The sequence below is a fragment of the Vibrio sp. 10N.222.52.B12 genome, assembly GCF_002875385.1.
In the GTDB taxonomy this organism is placed as follows: Bacteria; Pseudomonadota; Gammaproteobacteria; order Enterobacterales; family Vibrionaceae; genus Vibrio; species Vibrio jasicida.
The window spans coordinates 1-18,024 of record NZ_MDAW01000122.1; the positions used below are offsets into that span (position 1 = coordinate 1).

At 47.9% G+C, this 18,024-nt stretch carries 22 protein-coding genes; 8 read left to right on the top strand and 14 right to left on the bottom strand.

What is annotated here, in order from left to right; translation table 11 throughout:
- Nucleotides 1-189: efflux RND transporter permease subunit (locus tag BCT11_RS15235; protein WP_133152151.1), on the top strand; the 189-nt coding region annotated here is incomplete at its 5' end.
- Nucleotides 190-454: 265 nt separating this feature from the next.
- Here the strand turns inward: BCT11_RS15235 and BCT11_RS15240 are convergent.
- Genes BCT11_RS15240 through flgB form a run of 12 tightly spaced genes read right to left on the bottom strand, consistent with a single transcriptional unit; the run spans nucleotide 455 to nucleotide 10,457 of the window.
- The gene (locus tag BCT11_RS15240; RefSeq protein ID WP_102388643.1) at nucleotides 455-1,495 is read right to left on the bottom strand and encodes a flagellin; all 1,041 of its coding nucleotides are present in this window, start codon (nucleotides 1,493-1,495) and stop codon (nucleotides 455-457) included.
- An 11-nt stretch (nucleotides 1,496-1,506) separates the two neighbouring features.
- The gene (gene flgL, locus BCT11_RS15245) at nucleotides 1,507-2,406 is read right to left on the bottom strand and encodes a flagellar hook-associated protein FlgL (RefSeq protein ID WP_005432410.1); all 900 of its coding nucleotides are present in this window, start codon (nucleotides 2,404-2,406) and stop codon (nucleotides 1,507-1,509) included.
- A gap of 12 nt (nucleotides 2,407-2,418) precedes the next feature.
- A complete protein-coding gene (gene flgK / locus BCT11_RS15250; protein WP_102388644.1) occupies nucleotides 2,419-3,792 on the bottom strand; it encodes a flagellar hook-associated protein FlgK in 1,374 nt (457 codons plus the stop codon).
- A complete protein-coding gene (locus BCT11_RS15255; protein WP_102388645.1) occupies nucleotides 3,793-4,341 on the bottom strand; it encodes a rod-binding protein in 549 nt (182 codons plus the stop codon).
- Nucleotides 4,342-4,351: 10 nt separating this feature from the next.
- Entirely contained in the window at nucleotides 4,352-5,473 is a 1,122-nt protein-coding gene (locus tag BCT11_RS15260) for a flagellar basal body P-ring protein FlgI (RefSeq protein ID WP_038895878.1), read from the bottom strand.
- Nucleotides 5,473-6,144, bottom strand: coding sequence for a flagellar basal body L-ring protein FlgH (gene flgH / locus BCT11_RS15265; protein ID WP_038868279.1), 672 nt, complete (start codon nucleotides 6,142-6,144; stop codon nucleotides 5,473-5,475). Before flgH ends, BCT11_RS15260 begins: the two co-directional genes overlap by 1 nt.
- 32 nt (nucleotides 6,145-6,176) lie before the next feature.
- A complete protein-coding gene (flgG, locus tag BCT11_RS15270; protein WP_005432423.1) occupies nucleotides 6,177-6,962 on the bottom strand; it encodes a flagellar basal-body rod protein FlgG in 786 nt (261 codons plus the stop codon).
- A gap of 39 nt (nucleotides 6,963-7,001) precedes the next feature.
- Nucleotides 7,002-7,733 (bottom strand): flagellar basal-body rod protein FlgF, encoded by a 732-nt coding sequence (flgF, locus tag BCT11_RS15275; protein WP_005432425.1) that lies wholly within the window; start codon nucleotides 7,731-7,733, stop codon nucleotides 7,002-7,004.
- A 12-nt stretch (nucleotides 7,734-7,745) separates the two neighbouring features.
- Nucleotides 7,746-8,945, bottom strand: coding sequence for a flagellar hook protein FlgE (gene flgE / locus BCT11_RS15280; RefSeq protein ID WP_102388647.1), 1,200 nt, complete (start codon nucleotides 8,943-8,945; stop codon nucleotides 7,746-7,748).
- Nucleotides 8,946-8,971: 26 nt separating this feature from the next.
- Nucleotides 8,972-9,658 (bottom strand): flagellar hook assembly protein FlgD, encoded by a 687-nt coding sequence (flgD, locus tag BCT11_RS15285; RefSeq protein WP_102388648.1) that lies wholly within the window; start codon nucleotides 9,656-9,658, stop codon nucleotides 8,972-8,974.
- A complete protein-coding gene (gene flgC, locus BCT11_RS15290) occupies nucleotides 9,658-10,092 on the bottom strand; it encodes a flagellar basal body rod protein FlgC (protein WP_005432431.1) in 435 nt (144 codons plus the stop codon). The genes flgD and flgC overlap by 1 nt, the downstream gene beginning before the upstream one ends.
- Before the next feature lie 2 nt (nucleotides 10,093-10,094).
- Nucleotides 10,095-10,457: a flagellar basal body rod protein FlgB gene (flgB, locus tag BCT11_RS15295; RefSeq protein WP_102388649.1), complete on the bottom strand. Its 363-nt coding sequence runs from the start codon at nucleotides 10,455-10,457 to the stop codon at nucleotides 10,095-10,097.
- Nucleotides 10,458-10,535: 78 nt separating this feature from the next.
- On the opposite strand from flgB, the gene flgA reads away from it, so the two are divergent.
- The 4 genes from flgA (at nucleotide 10,536) to BCT11_RS15315 (ending at nucleotide 12,937) form a co-directional block, all read left to right on the top strand.
- A complete protein-coding gene (flgA, locus tag BCT11_RS15300) occupies nucleotides 10,536-11,333 on the top strand; it encodes a flagellar basal body P-ring formation chaperone FlgA (RefSeq protein WP_102388650.1) in 798 nt (265 codons plus the stop codon).
- Between the two features lie 138 nt (nucleotides 11,334-11,471).
- Nucleotides 11,472-11,753, top strand: a complete 282-nt coding sequence (flgM, locus tag BCT11_RS15305) for a flagellar biosynthesis anti-sigma factor FlgM (RefSeq protein ID WP_102388704.1) — start codon at nucleotides 11,472-11,474, stop codon at nucleotides 11,751-11,753.
- Nucleotides 11,754-11,775: 22 nt separating this feature from the next.
- Nucleotides 11,776-12,213, top strand: a complete 438-nt coding sequence (flgN, locus tag BCT11_RS15310) for a flagellar export chaperone FlgN (protein ID WP_038868272.1) — start codon at nucleotides 11,776-11,778, stop codon at nucleotides 12,211-12,213.
- Nucleotides 12,214-12,259: 46 nt separating this feature from the next.
- Nucleotides 12,260-12,937 carry a lytic transglycosylase domain-containing protein gene (locus BCT11_RS15315; RefSeq protein ID WP_102388705.1) on the top strand — a complete coding sequence of 226 codons (678 nt, stop codon included), beginning with the start codon at nucleotides 12,260-12,262 and terminating at the stop codon, nucleotides 12,935-12,937.
- A 404-nt stretch (nucleotides 12,938-13,341) separates the two neighbouring features.
- Here the strand turns inward: BCT11_RS15315 and BCT11_RS15320 are convergent, their stop codons facing one another.
- Nucleotides 13,342-13,860, bottom strand: a complete 519-nt coding sequence (locus BCT11_RS15320) for an NUDIX hydrolase (RefSeq protein WP_102388651.1) — start codon at nucleotides 13,858-13,860, stop codon at nucleotides 13,342-13,344.
- Nucleotides 13,861-14,088: 228 nt separating this feature from the next.
- Between BCT11_RS15320 and BCT11_RS15325 the strand changes: the two genes are divergently transcribed.
- Both BCT11_RS15325 and BCT11_RS15335 read left to right on the top strand, forming a co-directional pair.
- On the top strand, nucleotides 14,089-14,349 hold the full coding sequence (locus BCT11_RS15325; RefSeq protein ID WP_038876511.1) for a DUF333 domain-containing protein: 261 nt from the start codon (nucleotides 14,089-14,091) through the stop codon (nucleotides 14,347-14,349).
- Between the two features lie 554 nt (nucleotides 14,350-14,903).
- Nucleotides 14,904-15,563 (top strand): hypothetical protein, encoded by a 660-nt coding sequence (locus BCT11_RS15335; RefSeq protein WP_102388652.1) that lies wholly within the window; start codon nucleotides 14,904-14,906, stop codon nucleotides 15,561-15,563.
- A gap of 15 nt (nucleotides 15,564-15,578) precedes the next feature.
- Here the strand turns inward: BCT11_RS15335 and BCT11_RS15340 are convergent, their stop codons facing one another.
- Nucleotides 15,579-16,415 carry a YdcF family protein gene (locus tag BCT11_RS15340; protein ID WP_102388653.1) on the bottom strand — a complete coding sequence of 279 codons (837 nt, stop codon included), beginning with the start codon at nucleotides 16,413-16,415 and terminating at the stop codon, nucleotides 15,579-15,581.
- A 144-nt stretch (nucleotides 16,416-16,559) separates the two neighbouring features.
- On the opposite strand from BCT11_RS15340, the gene BCT11_RS15345 reads away from it, so the two are divergent.
- Nucleotides 16,560-17,930 carry an L-serine ammonia-lyase gene (locus tag BCT11_RS15345; RefSeq protein WP_102388654.1) on the top strand — a complete coding sequence of 457 codons (1,371 nt, stop codon included), beginning with the start codon at nucleotides 16,560-16,562 and terminating at the stop codon, nucleotides 17,928-17,930.
- Nucleotides 17,931-18,024 lie beyond the last annotated feature (94 nt).

Here is an 18,024-nt window from a genome sequence, read left to right on the forward strand (position 1 = left end):
CCGATTTACGCAACAAAGCCGCCTTTAGTCTTAAGTTCAGGTGCCGGAGCAAATGCGCGTCATTCTATTGGTACGTCAGTAATGGGAGGAATGTTATCATCGACATTTTTAGTCATATTTTTTGTTCCTGTATTTTTTGTATTAATACAGAAAATAGTAAGTATATGGAATCGAAATAAACAAAATTAAATCTGATGATATTTTATGAAAATACTAATAACACTCTGTATTACTATTATTTTAGTAAACACAGAAATTACTGCTAATGGACAATATACAGGCACAATTAGCATACCCATGAATAAATAAAATTAGATTAAGTTTTCGTAAAAATAAAATCATTACATCTCATCGTTGACAGGCTTGGTAAGAATTCATATTTACTAAGGCTGTCAACAATGATTATTTATGTAAGTACCCTTAATTTTTTAAAATTTAGCCGTTCTCATAATGGTTATTTCAACAGCGCCACTACCGTATGACGACGCACATTCGCTTGGGCATTCAACGCTTGGAATGTCGAGCTAAACTGACCGGAAGTTGCCATAAAGCCATCGAGTTTCGCATTTACATCAGCAGCACTCAGCTGGTTGGATTGGCTCTGCACAGTACGCATTTGTGAGTTCAATTCACCGTGAAACGCTTTGGCTTCTTCTAAGCTGGTTTGTACCTGCCTTATATGCTGATTCACTTTGGCGATGGTTTGCTTAATGCCATCACGAGAGCCTAAATCAAAGCTCAACTCAGCGATGCCATCAGGCTCTGATTTTAAGTTCAGCACATTCGCTTGTCCTGCAGGAAAGCGATGACCTTCGCCTGTCACTAGCACCTTTTGTTGCATTTGTTGATATGCCGTATCGCGCGCTTCAAACAAAATGGTGCCGTCTTCTGCCAGTGATGCTCGCATGCCCATCGCAATCAAACTGCGGTCGAGCATTTTCACGGTGCGCGCACCATCGGCTTGACCATCAAATTGGATCATCACCGATTGACCTTGGGGAAAATCTAAGCGGATTTGCTCGGCTTTCTCACTCAAACGATGCACGTTCAAACCGGGGATGGAGAAACGGCGAATATCCGCTTTATCCAGTTTGAGGTGCAGTTCGTTATCAATCACTTTCTGCCCGTCAAAGCGCGCCTGTTCAACCACTTGTTGAATCGATGCTTTAGAACGTACTAGCCCTTCTTGTAAACCGGGAACGTTCTGCACGCCTTGGTTGACTGCTTGGGTCAAACCTCGCTTGATTTGAGTCAGCTCTTTACCAATCACTTGCAACGATTTAGAGGCAATTTGCACCGCGGTTGCTTGTTGCTGACCTTGAGTAAGCTGAATACCGGAAACGGAATAGGCTGACGCGGTGTCAGCCTGAACTTGCGTAGGACGCGGCTTAATCGCACTGCTCGAATCCGCTGAGCGGGTTGGCATGATAGAGGCTTGTTCTTGCCCACCTAAGCGTATGCTATGGGGTCTTACCTCTACTGTGCTCATTACCATACAAAACTTCCTTAAATACGATCAAACAGGTTGAGATCGTTGATCTTCACGTAGCTAGCTTGCGTTGCTTGTAACGCCGCCATGTAGTTGCTCAAACGTACTGATGCCTCACCGTAATCCAATGCCGATAAGTCACTGGTCACCTTATCAACGAACAACTTGTTTTCGCCGTGTGCACTGTCCATTAGGTCGAGGTTGTTATGGCGACCACCAATTTCTGTCATCGCTCCCAGTACGTTCGCCAAGGTATCATCAATGGCAGATAAGCTAGCGTCTACTTCCGCTTGAAAATTCGGACTCGGGTTCTCAAATTCTGCAATCAACGCATCGATTTGGTTCAATACGTTATCGCCACCGCCAAGCTCCAGAATCTCTTTCGCCGTCATATTGGAATCCATGGTCACGCCCTTTGCGACGGTGACCACGCGCTTATCACTGTTGCCATCAACTTGGTACGCACCACCAGCATTGCTCACTGCCGGCGTGTCCGTCTGAGTACCTGAAAACAGGTAGTGGCCTTCTTCGTCCTGCGCATTGAATGAGGATTCAATCGAATCACGGTAGCTTTTAAGCTCGATGATCATGCCGCTGCGGTCTTCATCGGTTAATGTGCCGTTCGCGCCCCAAAGCACCAAATCACGCACACTCTTCAAGCTCTCGTTGACCGAATCCAAATGGGTTTCTTGAGCAGAAAGTGTGGTTTTCAGATTGGCGATATTACTCTGGTACTGGCCGATCGCGCTGTTTTCACGTTCAAGGTTCAGCAGCTTTATCGACGCCATAGGATCGTCAGAAAGCTTGGTTAGTCGGTCACCCGTGGCCATTTGTTGAAGAACATGCCCCAAACCTGCGTTGTTGGTTTGCAGGCTTTGCAGCATCATTTGGCTAAATTGACTGTCACTGATTCGCATCTCGGGTTCCTTTTAGAATAACTGCAATACAGAGTCGAAAAGCTGGTTAGCGGTGCTAATGACTTTCATGTTGGCGTTGTGTGCATTAGCGAATGTCATCAGGTTCGCCGCTTCTTCGTCGCTGTTCACCGCACTGACGTTGTCGCGCGCGGCATGCGCTTGTTTGTTCATTGCCGCTTTAGCTTCATAATCCGCTTCTGCTTGGCGTGCTTTGATCGCCGTTTCACCGACCATTGCGGTGAACGCATCGTTTAAGCTCAGCGAGCCATAGCCAGTGACTGAAACCGGCTTATTGCTCAGTTGAATTAGGTCATTCAACACATCCGCATTGCCCGGAGTGCCATCGCTGGAGAACGCTAATTCTTCCGCGCTAATATTGGTAATGGTTAGGCTCGCTGCTGGGTTTGCTGGGTCGTAGCTAAACAATGGCTTGCCCGGATTGCCGTTGAGATCTTGCCCTGTAGCCAGAACAGCGTTGTATTCATCCGCCAATGCTTTTGCCATGTCATCCAAAGCGACTTGGTTTGGCTTAAGCACATCGGTTTGATAATCGTTAATCGCGCCCAACTTACCGCCTACCGAGTGTTCAATGACAAAGCTTTGCGAGGCGAAATCGACACTCAAATCCGCAAGGTATGGGTCGCTTGGATCTGGCTTCGCTGTCAGCTGACCATAATCCGAACCCATTACCAAAGGCTGACCAGAAGCGAGTGTCACCTGCATGCTGCCGTCTGGTTGGTCGGTAGTTTTGATTTCAACGATTTGAGAAAGCTCGCCAATCAGCACATCGCGAGTGTCCATCAACTGTGCTGGGTTACCGCCTGTGCCTTGCATTTCGACAATCTGCTTGTTCACATCCGCAATGTTCGCCATCACGCTATTGGCATGGTTCAACGCCGCAGTGCGCTGGTCACTCATGTCTTTGTGCTGATTATGAAGCGACTCAGTTAACGTATTGAATCGGCGCGCCAACGCTTCTGATTCATTAATGATCTGCTGACGGTATGGGATTGATTCTGGTTTTACTGTGGCATCATTCAGCGCAGCATTGAGGGAATCTAACCCCGCAGAAACGCTAAAACCATCCGCGCCAAGCGTGTTTTCAAGCTGGCTCATGGCGGTGGTATAACCCGCTGAATACGCCGCTAAACTGTTGGTAGACCACGTTTGCTTCACCAAGAACTGGTCAGTGACACGGCGAATACTCGTCACTTCAACACCCATGCCTGGGCTGAGCTTGTTGCACTTACCGTCACCAACAGACGCGGTTAGCGCTTGTTGTCGGCTGTATCCCGGCGTGTTGATGTTTGCCACGTTTTGCGCGGTCACATCCAACGCCACACGGTTCGCGTTTAAGCCTGAAAGGGCGATATTAACAAGGTTCATTTACAGCTCCATTTTCCTGATCAGCGGCTGAGTAAATGCGGTCGTCATTCCGGCTTCACCGAGCACTTGTTTAACAGAGGCGACCGCTTGTAGCGTGGGATTAACTGCGTCGGTCTTCATCGCGATTTCATCGTTTTCAAGTTGTGACGTGCGTTCAAGGCTGACCACTTTTCCATCGTTCGCCGGAGAGACATTGCGTGATTGGTCGAACGCCACTTCGCGCATTGAAGGGCTCAGTTGCTGGATCAGCATATTGGCGATGCCGGAGTTCTGTTTTTTTGCCAATTCCATCGCCAATTGCCCATCGTACATATCGCGAAACACGCCTTGTTGTTGGCTAGCAAACGGGCTGTCTTTGTCGGCCAATACATCACTGCTGCTGCGCATTTGGCGTAGCACCATTTGTAGGAACATCGCCTCGAATTGACCCGCAACCACTTCAAGAGCACCTTCTTGATCGCGGCTTTTCTTGATGCTCGCTAGGGCGCTGTTGTCGTGATACAGCATGGTATTGATTTGTGCTTGATCGCCGCTTGTATCTAACTTCATCGCTAACTCCTTAAATCACCACAAGCTCAGCATTCAGCGCGCCCGCTTCGTTCAATGCTTGCAGAATCGACATCAGATCCGTTGGCGTTGCGCCTAAACTGTTTACGGCGTTGACGATGGTGTTCAGTTCCGTACCCGGAGGCCAAATCACCATTTGCGCTTGCTCTTCGTTTACTTCGATTTGGGTTTGATCCACGACTTTGGTTTCACCATCAGCAAACGCGTTTGGTTGGCTGACTTGCTGAGACTCGGAGATTCGAACAGTCAAGTTGCCGTGGCTTACTGCCGCTTCACCAACCTTAACGTTCTTACCAATCACCACCGTACCCGTTCGGGAGTTGAAGACGATTCGAGCTGGTTTACGACCTTCTTCCACGCTCATTTCTTCCAACATCGACATCATGGTGACACGCTGTTGGGTGTCCATTGGTGCACGCATTTCAACGCGCGCTTTGTTGATGGCTTTCGCTACGTTTGGACCAAAAGTATTGTTGATTTCACGGGCAATGTTTTTCGCCGTGGTGAAGCTAGGTTTACGCAGGTTCAGAGTAATTTCATCGCGTTGGTTGAAGTCGGTTTCGATTTCTCGCTCCAACGTTGCTCCATTGGGAATGCGACCCGCAGTTGGCGTGTTCACTTCAACCTTTGAGCCGCTTCTGCCTTCGGCTGACAAACCACCAACAACCACGCTACCTTGAGCAATGGCATACACTTCGCCATCGATACCGCGCAGTGGTGTGAGCAGTAACGTGCCGCCACGTAAGCTTTTCGCATCACCGATAGAGGAAACCACTACGTCCAATGTTTGACCTGGACCCGCCATTGGGTCAACGGATGCGGTAACACTTACGGACGCCACGTTACGTAATTTCGGGTTCATACTGTCATCAATCTGAACACCAAATTGGCGCAGCATGTTAGTAATCGATTGAGCGGTGAATTTCACTTGGTTACGGTCGCCTTGACCGGCCAAGCCCACGACTAAACCATAACCGACCAATTGGTTTTCTCGGATGCCCTGCACATCCACCAAGTCCATGATCGGAATTTCCACTTCGGCTTGTGAAGTGGCAGGAAGTCCCAAGGTCAGAGCCAATAGGAAAGAAGTAAAGAATGCATTAATTGGCTTCATTAGAATGGTACCCATGGGCTGTTGAAGAACTGAGTCAGCCACCCGGCTGCGTTGCTGTCGGCTAATGCGCCACGACCAGCGTAAGTAATGCGAGCATCCGCAATACGTTGAGAAGACACTTGGTTACTGCGGTTGATGTCATCAACACGCACAATGCCCGTTAGGCGAATAAACTCGTCGCCTTGGTTGAGTCGGAGCCACTTTTCACCGCTAATGCGAAGCACACCATTTGGCAGTACCTCATGTACCGTTACGGTGATCGCCCCTTGTAACTTGTTGCCTTGCGAGCTGGATGCGCTGCCATCGAAGTTACGGCTGCCATCAATACTCACGCCCAATTCATCAATGGTTTTGGTGCCAATGGTTGGCGTAGCAAAGTCTACCGTTGAGCTTTTGCCAAACTGTGTGCCCGCCTTCTTGCTTGAAGAGGTTTCTTCAGAGAGCTGCACGGTCAAAACGTCACCGACTCGGTAGGCTCGGCGATCTTGAAATAACGTCATGGTGTATTGGTGACGATAAAGGCTACCGGACTTGGCCTCTGGCAAGGTGTAATCCAACACTGGCGGCGCGTATTCGTCTGTGTTTGGCTCTGGCGGAATAAACTCATCACGACCTGCACATCCCACCAGCAACACGACGGCAACTGCCCAACTCTTCGAAAGCCATTTCATTGCTTTTTCCTTCATCATCACCAATTTCTTACTTACATCGATTGCGCGACAAACTTCAGCATGTCGTCTGCGGCAGAAACTACTTTGGCGTTCATCTCGTACGCGCGTTGAGTAGTGATCATGTCGACCATCTCTTCCACTACCTGCACGTTCGAGCCTTCTAAAGCACCCTGTTTGATGCTGCCTGCTCCGTCTTCGCCTGCAATCAATTCATCCGCAGGGCCACTTGCTTCTGTCTCACGGAACAAGTTACCGCCAACGGCTTCTAAACCAGCTGGGTTGATGAACTTCGCCAGCGTGATTTGACCCAACTGCTGTGGCGTTGGGTCGTCAGCCGACGTGGTTGTTACCGTACCATCCACACCCACAGAGAACGAAATCGCGTTGTCTGGGATTTGGATCTGTGGCTCTAGTGGCAAACCTTGGCTGTTGACCATCAAACCCTCTGAGTTGATGTGGAACTGACCATTACGCGTGTACATGATCTGGCCATCAGAGTTTTCGATTTGGAAAAAGCCTTGCCCCATCACCGCCAAATCCAATTCTTGAGTAGTATTTTGTGTGTTGCCTTGAGTGAAGACTTTCTGCGTACCCACAACGCGAACACCAGAACCAAGCTGAACACCGCTTGGCAGTTCATTCACTTGGTCGACTTGCGCGCCCGGCTGACGCTGAATGCTGTAAAACAAGTCTTCAAACACCACGCGGTCACGCTTAAAGCCGACCGTGTTAACGTTCGCTAGGTTATTGGAGATGGCAGTCATTTTGGTATCTTGAGCTGCCATGCCCGTTTTACTTACCCATAATGCTGAATGCATTGGTTATCTCCTTTGGACGAGAACCCCTTTGTGAAAGGGTTATCTCGCCGCCATCAATTTGTTTCCGGCTTGCGCCAAGGTTTCTGCGGTTTTCATCATACGGACTTGCATTTCGAAGTTACGTGTCAGCGACATCACGCTCAGCAGTTCATCAATGGCAGACACATTACTGCCCTCAATGTGCTCTGGAGAAAGCTGCACCGTTTCATCCGCTGGGAAAGGCACACCATCTACGCTGTGTAGCAAGCTGTCGCTCTCTTTCTGTAGTTGGTTGATTGCTGGTTTCACCATCTTCAAGGTGCCCACTTCCACTTCTGCACCACCACCCGGAGGAATCACAGAAACGCGGCCACGTTCACTGATTTCAATCTTCTGAAAATCAGGCACAACGATTGGTCCGTTTTCACCGACAACAGGGAAACCATTGATGCTCATTGCACCAAAGGTATCGACTTTGATGTTGCCCGCTCGGGTGTAAGCTTCATTGCCAATTGGTGTTTCAACGGTGAGGTAGCCCTCGCCCATGATCGCCACATCCAGAGGACGACCGGTTTTCATGATGTCGCCAGAATCAAAACGCGTTGCGGCAGAGTTGGTCACCACCATGGTGCGACCATCAAAGCCCGCACCTTGTAGCTCAACGCTGCGAACGCGTTCCATATCGGCACGGAAACCTGCGGTGTCAGCGTTCGATAAGTTGTTCGAACGTACGTGCTGAGCCTTAAGAACTCGACTCGCACCCGACGTGGCAGTAAATAACAAGCTATCCATGCGACTCTCCCATTACACCGCGTTGAACAGAGCTTGAGTCAGCTTGTCATTGGTCGAAATGGTTTTCGCATTCGCTTGGTAGTTACGCTGCGCCGTCATAAGCGCAACCAGCTCGCTGGTTAAGTCAACGTTAGAGCCCTCTAGCGCACCCGGTGTTAAGTCACCCAATGTGCCCGTGCCCGGAACACCCATGATTGGCGCGCCAGAGCTAAAGCTTTGTGTCCAAGCCGTGCCGCTCACTTTCGATAGACCTTGCGCGTTAGCAAAATCCGCAAGCACAACCTGACCTTGCAGCTGAGACTGACCATTGGTGTAAGTCGCGTAAACCATGCCGTTGTCTTCCACTCGAACGCCCGCAAGCTCACCTGAGGTGTAACCGTTCGGGTTGTTGGTGCTCACGCCAAACGCAGCGCCAAACTGAGTGCTGCCGTTCAAGCTGATATCAATGCTCATTGCGTTTGCGCCCGCTGCTGGGAATGCAACATTGAATGAACCCGTTGGAGAAGCTAGCGTGCCGTCAGTATTGAATTGAACCGTTTGAGCCGTTGCTGGCGTCGTTGGTGCACCGTCAACTTCCACGTTCACTTGCCATTCGTTATCTGATGTCTTCGTGAAGTACTGAGTTACCGTGTGCGAGTTGCCAAGTGAGTCGTACGCCTTAGTGGTGTAAGAAGAGTTGAATGAGTTTGGATCGGAAGAATCGAATGGGTAAACCGCTTGATCGACTGCCGTTGCGCTTGCGTCGAAGTTCGCCACAAAGTCCAGATTGTCGGTCGCTTTTGCGTTAAGTGAAGAAGTAGATACTTTGATGTCGCCAACAGAGCCAGTTTGAAGGTTCGCATTGTTGTCTACGCTGTAACCTTGCAACTTGGCACCGTTATTTGCGGTCACAAAGTTGTTCTTATCAGTACCAAACACACCTGCGCGAGTGTAAAGCATCTGACCCATGTGATCTTTCGTCACGAAGAAGCCGCTGCCATTGATCGCCAAGTCCATTGCACGACCCGTGCCTGTCACCGAACCATTCTTATCGAAGTTCTGAGAAATCGACGCCACTTCTACGCCGCCCGGTTGCATACCGTTGTAAACCGCGGCAAATTCTGTGCGTCCACCTTTAAAGCCGTACGTTGATGCGTTGGCAATGTTGTGGCTGATGGTGTTTAACTCTGTGTTGGTCGCATCCAGACCACTAAGTGCGATGTTAAAACTCATAAATAACCTCTGATTTCCTTATTTGGTTAAGCACCAAACTGAGTGATTTGATAGAAAGGAACGTTGCCAACGCCTTGAACATTGACCAGTGCTGCGCCACCTGAGCTAGGAATACGTACCTGCTCAACCGTACCTGCCAGCAAAACATTTGGGCTCTTTTGCCCTTCTTGAACTTCCACCGCAACGGTGTATTTACCCGGTTTCAAACCAAGCTCTTCGGGATTGATCGAGAACTCGACGTCACCCGCACCGTGTGCACCTAAAGGCACTTTGGTTGATTGGCCGAACTCATTTTTGACGACTAACGTCACTTGGTTCGAACCGTGTTCAAGCTCGACCTTGCCACTTTGCACGCCTTCACCAAGTTCAAACTCGTTTGAAGAGACGTACACGGTTTGACCAACCAAACCAGCCGTTGAAAGCACCTGCATGTTGTCGAGCAATACCATGCTGTTTTGCATCAGCATCGACATGTTTTCAGTACTTTGAACTTGCGAAAATTGCGCTAGCTGGCTGACATACTCAGTGCCATCAAGCGGGTTAAGTGGATCTTGGTTTTGAATTTGCGCCACCATGAGCGAGATAAACTCGTTTTGCAGTGACGTTGCGCTGTTCATATCCGATGGGTTCGCTGAAATGCCGCCAGTGTCACCACTAGCGGTCGTTGCGACTGGTGCGTCAGAAGAGAGCGCGGTGTATTGTGCGAGACTCATTAATTACCCTGCCCTAGTCGAAGCAGACCTTGCTGCATGCTTTTCACATTCGTCAGCACTTCCACATTGGTTTCAAAGCTGCGCGTTGCGGACATCATGTCGGCCATCTCTGACACCACATCAATGTCTGGGTAGTACACGTAGCCTTCGTCGTTCGCTAACGGGTTGTTAGGTTCGAAGCGTTTTTCTGCCTGACCCGCGTTCTGCACCACATCTACAATGCGCACTTCCGCATTCGGATAAACACCGTTTTCCGTCGCCATCTGCGTTTTTTGATACACAGTGGCGAACACAGGTTTGAGTGCTTTGTAGGCATCATCTGGATTGGCAGACACCGCGTCGGCGTTGGCAAGGTTACTGGCTACCGTGTTCAGGCGAACGGTTTGCGCCGTCATCGCCGAGCCAGTGATCGAATAGATATCAGTAAATGACATGTTTAACGTCCCTCAATCACTTTCGCCAAGCCACTGAATTTCATGTTGAGAAACGTCAGGCTGGTTTGAAAGTCCATGTTGTTTTGCGTGAACTTGGCTTGTTCAACGCCCAGTTCCACAGTGTTGCCGTCTTTGCTGTTTTGGTAAGGCACCGAATATTGCGCCTCAACCTGAAACTTCGGCACCGGTTTGTTCACACTGCCCACTGACATTTGATTCATCACGGTGGTGAAACTTAGGTCCTTTGCCAAGTACCCTGGGGTATCAACATTTGCTAGGTTACTGGCGAGGACTTTGGTACGCTGAACGCGAAAATTGAGTGCCTCTGGATGTACACCTAACGCATTTTCGAATGTGATCGCCATGCATCTTTCCTTAAAGTCGGCTCGAATACGCCAAGATCAAAACAAGATGCATGCCATAAAATTTAGTTATATATATCAATGAATTACAAACAAATAAGGAAGCCTCGCTTCCGGTTTACGGAAACCATTCAAGCCAAGGGGAAAGGTCGATTTTCCTCAATCATGCTGCTTTGCGGTTTGGCTTTGAGTGCAAGCTCAGTCAGTGCTTTAGCGAATGAGAAAAACCTAACCGCAGACGAGTTAAAAGCCATTGTCGGCGAGCAGTTTGAGCAAGAAGTGGCGCAAATAGCACACTCACGCCAATGGGGAAACTACCAACTCGATTATCAAATATGGGTGCCAGGCTCTGCCAATCATCTACCGGTTTGTGATGCACCTTTGGCAATCACAGGACGCGATAATCGTCCGTTGCCTGTTGGCAATTTAAAACGTGCTGTCAGTTGTGAAGCAGTGAGCTCTCCATGGCGCATCAATGTCACAATCAAATCAGCGGTGACGCTTTCTGTTCTTGTCGCCACCAGCACAATTGACCGCAACGAAACCCTCTCTGCCTCAAACTTAAAATCAGAAACACGCACGATTTCACGCCAAGACGATTTCTACACGAAAACAAACCAAGCCATTGGACTTGAGACCACCCGCCGCATTCGAGCTGGTCAAATCATTGACCCAACCAACTTAAGTTCGCCGCCATTGATCGAGAAGGGCAACGAAGTGATCATCATCGCCAGCAAAGATGGATTTAGTGCCAGCACCAAGGGTGTCGCTTTAGAACAAGGTAAGAAAGGTCAGCAGATTGAGGTAGAAAACATCAGTTCTGGCAAGGTGATACGCGCTGTTGTAACGGGGCTCAATCAGGTGCATACCCAATTTTGATTTTGGACTCAGGTTATCATTTTTCGATTTAGGCACTCGTCAGGGCACGTGAACTTCGAGTACAAAAAATAAATATTTAATGTTCATCACACCCTAGTCGCCTATTCGATCTAGAACATGATGATTGAGGACAACAGCATGAAAATCGACAAAGTCGCGGGCGGTCATGTCCCACAAACTAAATTCCAGCAGGCGAGTAAAAAGCCAGTCGACACCATCGCACAGAGCAAAGTTAACGAGCCTGCATTCCAAGCGAACACAGCAGCGATCGAGCGCGCTCAAGCAGAAATGAAATCCCTGCCAGACGTAGACATGGCAAAGGTTGAGCAAATTCGCAATGCGTTGGCACGTGGTGAACTGAATCTAGATACCAAAGCATTATCCAAAGCAGTAATGCAATTTCACACCGGTCACGAGTAACGCAGCGCATTAGGAGTCATGCATGGCAACGGCGGCATCACAGCATATTCAGCAGTTTGTTCGTTCTATTTCGGAAGACATCAAACTCTACCAGCAATTGTTGGGGCTGATTCAGCAGCAAAAAGCACTGTATTTGAAGTTCGATGGTGAGGCGCTAAGCGAGAACATTCAAAAACAAATGCCGATTTTGAATCAGCTTGGTCGTTCTGCAAGTGAAAGAAGCCAGTTAATGCGTAAGCTCGGATTGCCTTGTAATGAGACCAGTGTGAATCGTATTTTCAATGCCTTGCCCGCCAAGATTGGTACGCAAGCGAGAAAACAATGGACGCTGTTGGAATCCTTGGTGAAACAATGCCAACAGAACAATCAGAGCAATGGCCAAAGCTCTGCAGCGTTCCAAGAGTTAGTCAGTCAACTCAAACAACCTGTGCAACACACTTATGAAGAGCGTTCGTTCTAAACAACGATTCTCGCCTTGCCTGCAGAGTCTACCGCCATCCCGGTCGATTGCTGTGGGCTTTTTTGTTTTGTGCGCAATGTGCTTGTCTCCAATGACGATGGCCAAGCCGCATAAAGCCAGTATCGACCAGCAATATCAAGTGCTCGCGCCATATCAAACGCAAATTAGCCAACGTCTCGATTCCGTTAGCCCACTTCTCGATCATATTTTCAAACAGCTTAAGCAAAAGTCTTTACCCGCCAACTTGGTGTTAGTGCCCATGCTGGAATCATCTTACAACCCGAAAGCAGTATCACACGCCAATGCCGCCGGTTTATGGCAACTGATTCCTGCTACAGCGACGCGCTTTGGCTTGCAAGTGAGCGATAAGCAAGATGAGCGCTTTGATACTAAAGCCAGCACTCAAGCCGCCATAAGATATTTGGAATTTCTGTATAACAAGTTTGATCAAGATATTGCGCTCACTCTGGCCGCATACAACACAGGAGAAGGTCGCGTTGCACGAGCCATCAAAAAAGCAGATAGTCGAGATTTCACGGCACTTACTTTGCCCAAAGAGACTCAGCAATACGTTAATCGCTTTTACGCATTGGAACGTTTGGTAAACATACAGCAATTGCGTACCGATTCTTTCCAGCCATTACTTTTGTTTGCAAACCAATCCTCCATCTACGCCGAACCGCTTATAGACCTTAGTCGATTACCCCCACTCGTGGAATTGTGAACACTCTCACTAAATTCCACCAATGTCAGAAGCACGTAAAATTACAAGATCCTGTTCTGCCAATTTGCAAACTCGTGATCTCGATGCAAACGCGTGCATAAAAGTTACGGTAATGTATCTCAAAGATAAGAAAGAGCAGTGGTTTGCTGATAATTTACCAACTTGCACTTGTGTATTGGCTAGATATCCATCACATTACGTGTGCAAATAAAGTGAAAACCAATAGTTAGACCTATTAATTATTTACACAACAAATATAAAGCCGCTATTGTTTTCACAGATTGATACAAAAAACAGAATATCGAGATGACGCTTCGCTTGCGCGTCTGGAATAAGTCCGGGTTCCGGGGGGGAGCTCGGACTTTTTTTATTGCTTGGAAGTTACAATTTTGATCTGAGGAGGGTTACAACAACTCTTTTGCGATAAGTTGTAGCAAGAAGGTTTCGCGTTCAATGCTCATTCCTTTCTTCGGGCTTTCCGCCATCGTCTTTTCATTGTGCGCGATCGCGTCGTGAACATTCATCCATACTGGGCGCATGCCGTTCTTCACTTCGTAATCTTCATAAGCTGTTTCACCTAACTCACGGTCAATTTTGCACGTGTAGCAGTAAGACGTCATGTGCATCACATCGGCATCGTCTTTGTACCAAGGACGAAATTCTTCGAAGATACCGTAAGGCTTGATGTTGTGAATGTTCTTCGCACCCGTTTCTTCTTCTAGTTCACGAACCAGACCAGCAATCACATCTTCACCCTCGTCGATACCACCACCAGGCAAGGTGTAGTCATGGTAACGCTCTGTGTAAAGAAGCAGGACATCTTCACCATCTAATACAATGGCGCGCGCCGCATTGCGTTGGAAGATGATTTTGTCATCCAGATGTTCGATGTCTGGGTGCGTGGTGGTTTTCAAATGTCTCATCGCAGAATCCGCTGTGAATGTTTTGCGCGCATACTACCGAAATTCATGCGCATTCCCAAGTTTCAATTTGATCACGTCTGAAACAAATATAGGCGAACAGTGAGCAAATTCTAAAATTGCACAGAATTCCCTTACAAGCGTCGTGCTTTTAACAAACATAAGACAATATTTTTCTGAAACTCTCCTATAATCAACACACTACTCGTTAATCCCATGCGGAGATCAAGAATGAAAAAGACAACTTTAGTAACGGCAGTGGCAGCAGCGATGGTGTTGGCAGGTTGTTCAACTTATGAAGGTGCGACTCGCTCAAATGAATACACATCAGCAGCAAACCCAGCAGCGGTATACTGCGTACAGCAAGGCGGCGAGCTAGATACAGTAACGGAAAATGGTGAACGCGTAACTTACTGCCAACTGTCTGAAAACGAGCGCTTTGAGCAGTGGGAATACTACCGCAACAACCACAAAGAAGATGGCGAGTCGTAATAGGGTCTGTTGTTCTTTCGCGATTAAATTTTGTTCGGATGGGGACGCCTAGTCAAAATCGTTTTAGGCGAGGCAAGGATTATGTTGCCTAGTCATTCTAAGCAAATACTCCTTAACGAAGCATAAAACGATTTTAGTCGGGGGCGCCTAGCCGAACCCTTTGGGCAGCGTTTGTTGGCCATTTCTACTGCGTTATCGACTTCTCATGTAGGCTAGCTACACAGCAAAGTCTCTGCCTTGTATAAATATCCAACAATTCGCTGCAAAAATCAGCTCGAAAGGTCAACAGACCCTAATAGTTAACATTTGCGCAATCTAAGATTACAATTTTATCAACAAAGGAGCGTTAAGCTCCTTTTTGTTTACCGTAAATTTCCCTACATTCTGATACTTAGCCCTTTATCCACCAGCCTTACCGCATAGCGATACGATATCGAACGGCGTTTTATTCTGACATTTCCCTGACATTACTTTCCAAGTGGTCAATAAAATCCCTTGCACACATCACGAAATTTCACGTTTTTTCCACATTTTTATCGGAGCGGGTGGTCAGGATGAAAACAAATACTGTTAAGCAAGCCGAATCGGTACAAACGAACGTCATTACAGAAGAATCAAAACGCATCATCTATAAGTCGATGCTAAGTGCACTCACCATTGTTGCCATCAGTATTTTAGTCAACCTAAGTATCCGAGTGGACTACGTTTTATTAGGTTCTTCATTGGGCGAAACCTCTATTACTGAAACACTGCAATTGATCATGCTGGCGGTTGCATCTTGGTCTTTCTTCCGCATGTCTAAACAAGAGACTCATGTCTCACATGCCGCGATACTTATTTCCGGCTTTTTTGCGGTATTGATGATCCGTGAAATGGATTACTGGTTTGACATGATCCACCACGGTTCTTGGGTCTTTCCTGCCCTTGCGTTAGCGGCACTGGCTTGTGCGAAAGCTTACCAAGGTGGTAAAGGCACCGTGAACGAAATGGCAACCATTCTACAATCACCTTACATGAAGCTACTTATCGGCTCAGTGATCTTGTTGTTGGTGTTCTCTCGCCTGTACGGCATGGGTAGCTTCTGGCAACACGTAATGGGCGAGCACTATGTACGCGATGTGAAAAACATCTCGGAAGAAGGCATGGAGCTGTTGTGTTACAGCCTAATCGCGCTAAGTGCTGTACGCACACGCTGCGAACTAAAGCGTCAGTAAGTTGAAGTTGCTTAACTAGCCAGTCGCTTCGGGGTCAAGTTGCAAGTTCAACGCCGTTAATATCGGATGAAACACTGCTAACGCTTGCTCTGCTGCAAGCACTGAATCATCAAAGGCCGTCATTTCGATGGCCTTTTTCATATCTGCAATTTGCCCTCGCACTTCAGGCTCTAAATCGAGCGCTTGAAGCTTTTCTATCGCTCCAAGAGCAATGGCTAAAGGCTTTGCTCGCACCTCAACGAGTTCACGTTCAAAGGCACCGCGCTTAACTCCCTCTAGATACACGCGGTAAGTCGTGAGTTCATCAAACAACAAAAACGCTTCCGCTAAAACACCTGCATTAGGGTAAGGCACACTCACATGATGTGAAAGGTCGAGTGGAATATTGAGCTTTACCCCCATTTCCGCACAGCGCGACTTCAACACGCGCAATAAGCCTTGCTCATCCATTAAGGTTTGAATCTCGATGATGCGCTCTAGGTGATAGTCATTGGAGAGTAAAGTGACTTCAATGGTTTGCCCTGTTTCGCAAAGGCCACTCCTCAATAATTCCGCAGCAGCATTTTGCATGTTCTGCACTGTATTGAGTGAACAATTCTCGATGATGACCTGCTGCTCTGGAAAATCGATTTCCCTAGCCTTGGCTAACTGGCAAAAGTAGCGATACATCGCATCCGCTTCTGAGACGGTTTGTCCTTGAGTCACACCGCCACAAAAAACCAAGGCAGTCGTCTCAAAGCAAAATTCGTTTAAAACATTCAACAGCGCTTCCACGCGTGATCGGCCTTCAGCACTCAACTGATCGTGCACTAACCGCTTACCTAGAATGATCACTACCTTGTTTAACTTCATTACCCAGATCTCAATTACTCATACTTTAGCGAACAATTTGTATACAAAAATTTGCTTTGCCAATACTCTTTCAGGCATTAACATCTAATTAACAATGTCGTTCTAGAGACCTGAACAAAGGTCCGCAGAGAAAGGAAGTCAATTATGCTGTCGATTTTCGATATTTTTAAGGTCGGTGTCGGTCCATCCAGTTCCCACACCAATGGCCCAATGCTCGCAGGTTACCATTTCACTCAACTACTTAGCGACTCTATGGCGAAAGTGCACAAGGTGCAAGTTGACCTTTACGGTTCTTTATCGCTGACTGGCAAAGGCCATCATACAGACCGTGCCACCGTCCTTGGTTTGATGGGCAATAAGCCCGATACCATTAAAATGACCAGCGTCAAGAGTGCACTGCAACATACCATTGAACATGGCACACTCTCGGTCGCAGGTGTTCATGAAATCGTGTTTAGCTATGAGCACGATATTGTCTTCCACAGTGATAACCTTCCCCTTCATGAAAATGGAATGACCATCACGGCTTATGATGCTGCTGGTGATCAGGTGACGTTTGAAACTTACTACTCTATCGGTGGTGGCTTTATTGCAACCGCAGCCGAGTTGGAAAATGGCAGTTCCGAAGCGGAAGTACAGGTACCTTACTCATTCAAATCCGCCGATGAAATGCTAGAAAAAGCCGAGCAGAACGGATTCAGCTTAGGTGGAATGATTCTGCAAAACGAACGTGCCTTCCGTGAACAGGAAGAGATCGATCAAAAAGCCGAACAGATCTGGAAAGTGATGTCGCTGTGCATGCAACGAGGCTTTGATACCGAAGGCATTCTCGAAGGCGGGTTGAACGTAACGCGCCGCGCGCCAAACCTACTCAAAAAACTCGAAGCCAATGCGGCAGTCGAGAACGATCCAATGGAGATCATGGATTGGATTAACCTGTTTGCTTTCGCAATGAGTGAAGAGAATGCTGCAGGTGGTCAGGTAGTGACGTCACCAACCAATGGTGCTGCCGGTGTTATTCCTGCCGTGCTTATGTACTACCATCGCTTCATTAAAGAGCTCGATAACAAGCAATTGAAAGACTTCTTAGCCGTGGCGGGGGCGATTGGCATCTTGTACAAAACCAACGCTTCCATCTCAGGAGCAGAGGTTGGATGCCAAGGCGAAGTCGGGGTATCGTCTTCGATGGCGGCCGCAGGCTTAACGGCACTGCGTGGAGGCAGTAATGAGCAAATCTGTATTGCCGCAGAAATCGCCATGGAGCATTCGCTTGGCATGACTTGTGACCCAATTGGTGGTCTGGTTCAAGTGCCGTGTATCGAGCGAAACGCGATGGGCGCGATGAAGGCCATTAACGCATCACGCATGGCACTGAAACGCACCAGCAAATGCCTTATTTCATTAGATAAAGTTATCGAAACCATGTACCAAACGGGCAAAGACATGAATAAGAAATATCGTGAGACATCACTTGGTGGACTCGCGGTGATTCATATGGCCCCACCATGCGAATAGCATACTTTATATCAGTTATTGCTAATTAATATTTTTCATTGTTGGCGGACAAAATTCCGCCAACGCCTGTTTTCTTATCAAAAACCACCTTATT

Bases quoted from the DNA above. Each gene is read 5' to 3' on its own strand.
- BCT11_RS15255 (WP_102388645.1), bottom strand. From the start codon at position 4,341: ATGAAGTTAGATACAAGCGGCGATCAAGCACAAATCAATACCATGCTG.
- flgA (WP_102388650.1), top strand. From the start codon at position 10,536: ATGAATTACAAACAAATAAGGAAGCCTCGCTTCCGGTTTACGGAAACC.
- BCT11_RS15335 (WP_102388652.1), top strand. From the start codon at position 14,904: ATGAAAACAAATACTGTTAAGCAAGCCGAATCGGTACAAACGAACGTC.
- flgD (WP_102388648.1), bottom strand. From the start codon at position 9,658: ATGAGTCTCGCACAATACACCGCGCTCTCTTCTGACGCACCAGTCGCA.
- flgH (WP_038868279.1), bottom strand. From the start codon at position 6,144: ATGAAATGGCTTTCGAAGAGTTGGGCAGTTGCCGTCGTGTTGCTGGTG.
- flgN (WP_038868272.1), top strand. From the start codon at position 11,776: ATGGCAACGGCGGCATCACAGCATATTCAGCAGTTTGTTCGTTCTATT.
- flgB (WP_102388649.1), bottom strand. From the start codon at position 10,457: ATGGCGATCACATTCGAAAATGCGTTAGGTGTACATCCAGAGGCACTC.
- flgC (WP_005432431.1), bottom strand. From the start codon at position 10,092: ATGTCATTTACTGATATCTATTCGATCACTGGCTCGGCGATGACGGCG.
- flgK (WP_102388644.1), bottom strand. From the start codon at position 3,792: ATGAACCTTGTTAATATCGCCCTTTCAGGCTTAAACGCGAACCGTGTG.
- flgL (WP_005432410.1), bottom strand. From the start codon at position 2,406: ATGCGAATCAGTGACAGTCAATTTAGCCAAATGATGCTGCAAAGCCTG.
- flgG (WP_005432423.1), bottom strand. From the start codon at position 6,962: ATGCATTCAGCATTATGGGTAAGTAAAACGGGCATGGCAGCTCAAGAT.
- BCT11_RS15320 (WP_102388651.1), bottom strand. From the start codon at position 13,860: ATGAGACATTTGAAAACCACCACGCACCCAGACATCGAACATCTGGAT.
- flgM (WP_102388704.1), top strand. From the start codon at position 11,472: ATGAAAATCGACAAAGTCGCGGGCGGTCATGTCCCACAAACTAAATTC.
- BCT11_RS15260 (WP_038895878.1), bottom strand. From the start codon at position 5,473: ATGAAGCCAATTAATGCATTCTTTACTTCTTTCCTATTGGCTCTGACC.
- BCT11_RS15325 (WP_038876511.1), top strand. From the start codon at position 14,089: ATGAAAAAGACAACTTTAGTAACGGCAGTGGCAGCAGCGATGGTGTTG.
- BCT11_RS15240 (WP_102388643.1), bottom strand. From the start codon at position 1,495: ATGGTAATGAGCACAGTAGAGGTAAGACCCCATAGCATACGCTTAGGT.
- BCT11_RS15340 (WP_102388653.1), bottom strand. From the start codon at position 16,415: ATGAAGTTAAACAAGGTAGTGATCATTCTAGGTAAGCGGTTAGTGCAC.
- flgF (WP_005432425.1), bottom strand. From the start codon at position 7,733: ATGGATAGCTTGTTATTTACTGCCACGTCGGGTGCGAGTCGAGTTCTT.
- BCT11_RS15345 (WP_102388654.1), top strand. From the start codon at position 16,560: ATGCTGTCGATTTTCGATATTTTTAAGGTCGGTGTCGGTCCATCCAGT.
- flgE (WP_102388647.1), bottom strand. From the start codon at position 8,945: ATGAGTTTTAACATCGCACTTAGTGGTCTGGATGCGACCAACACAGAG.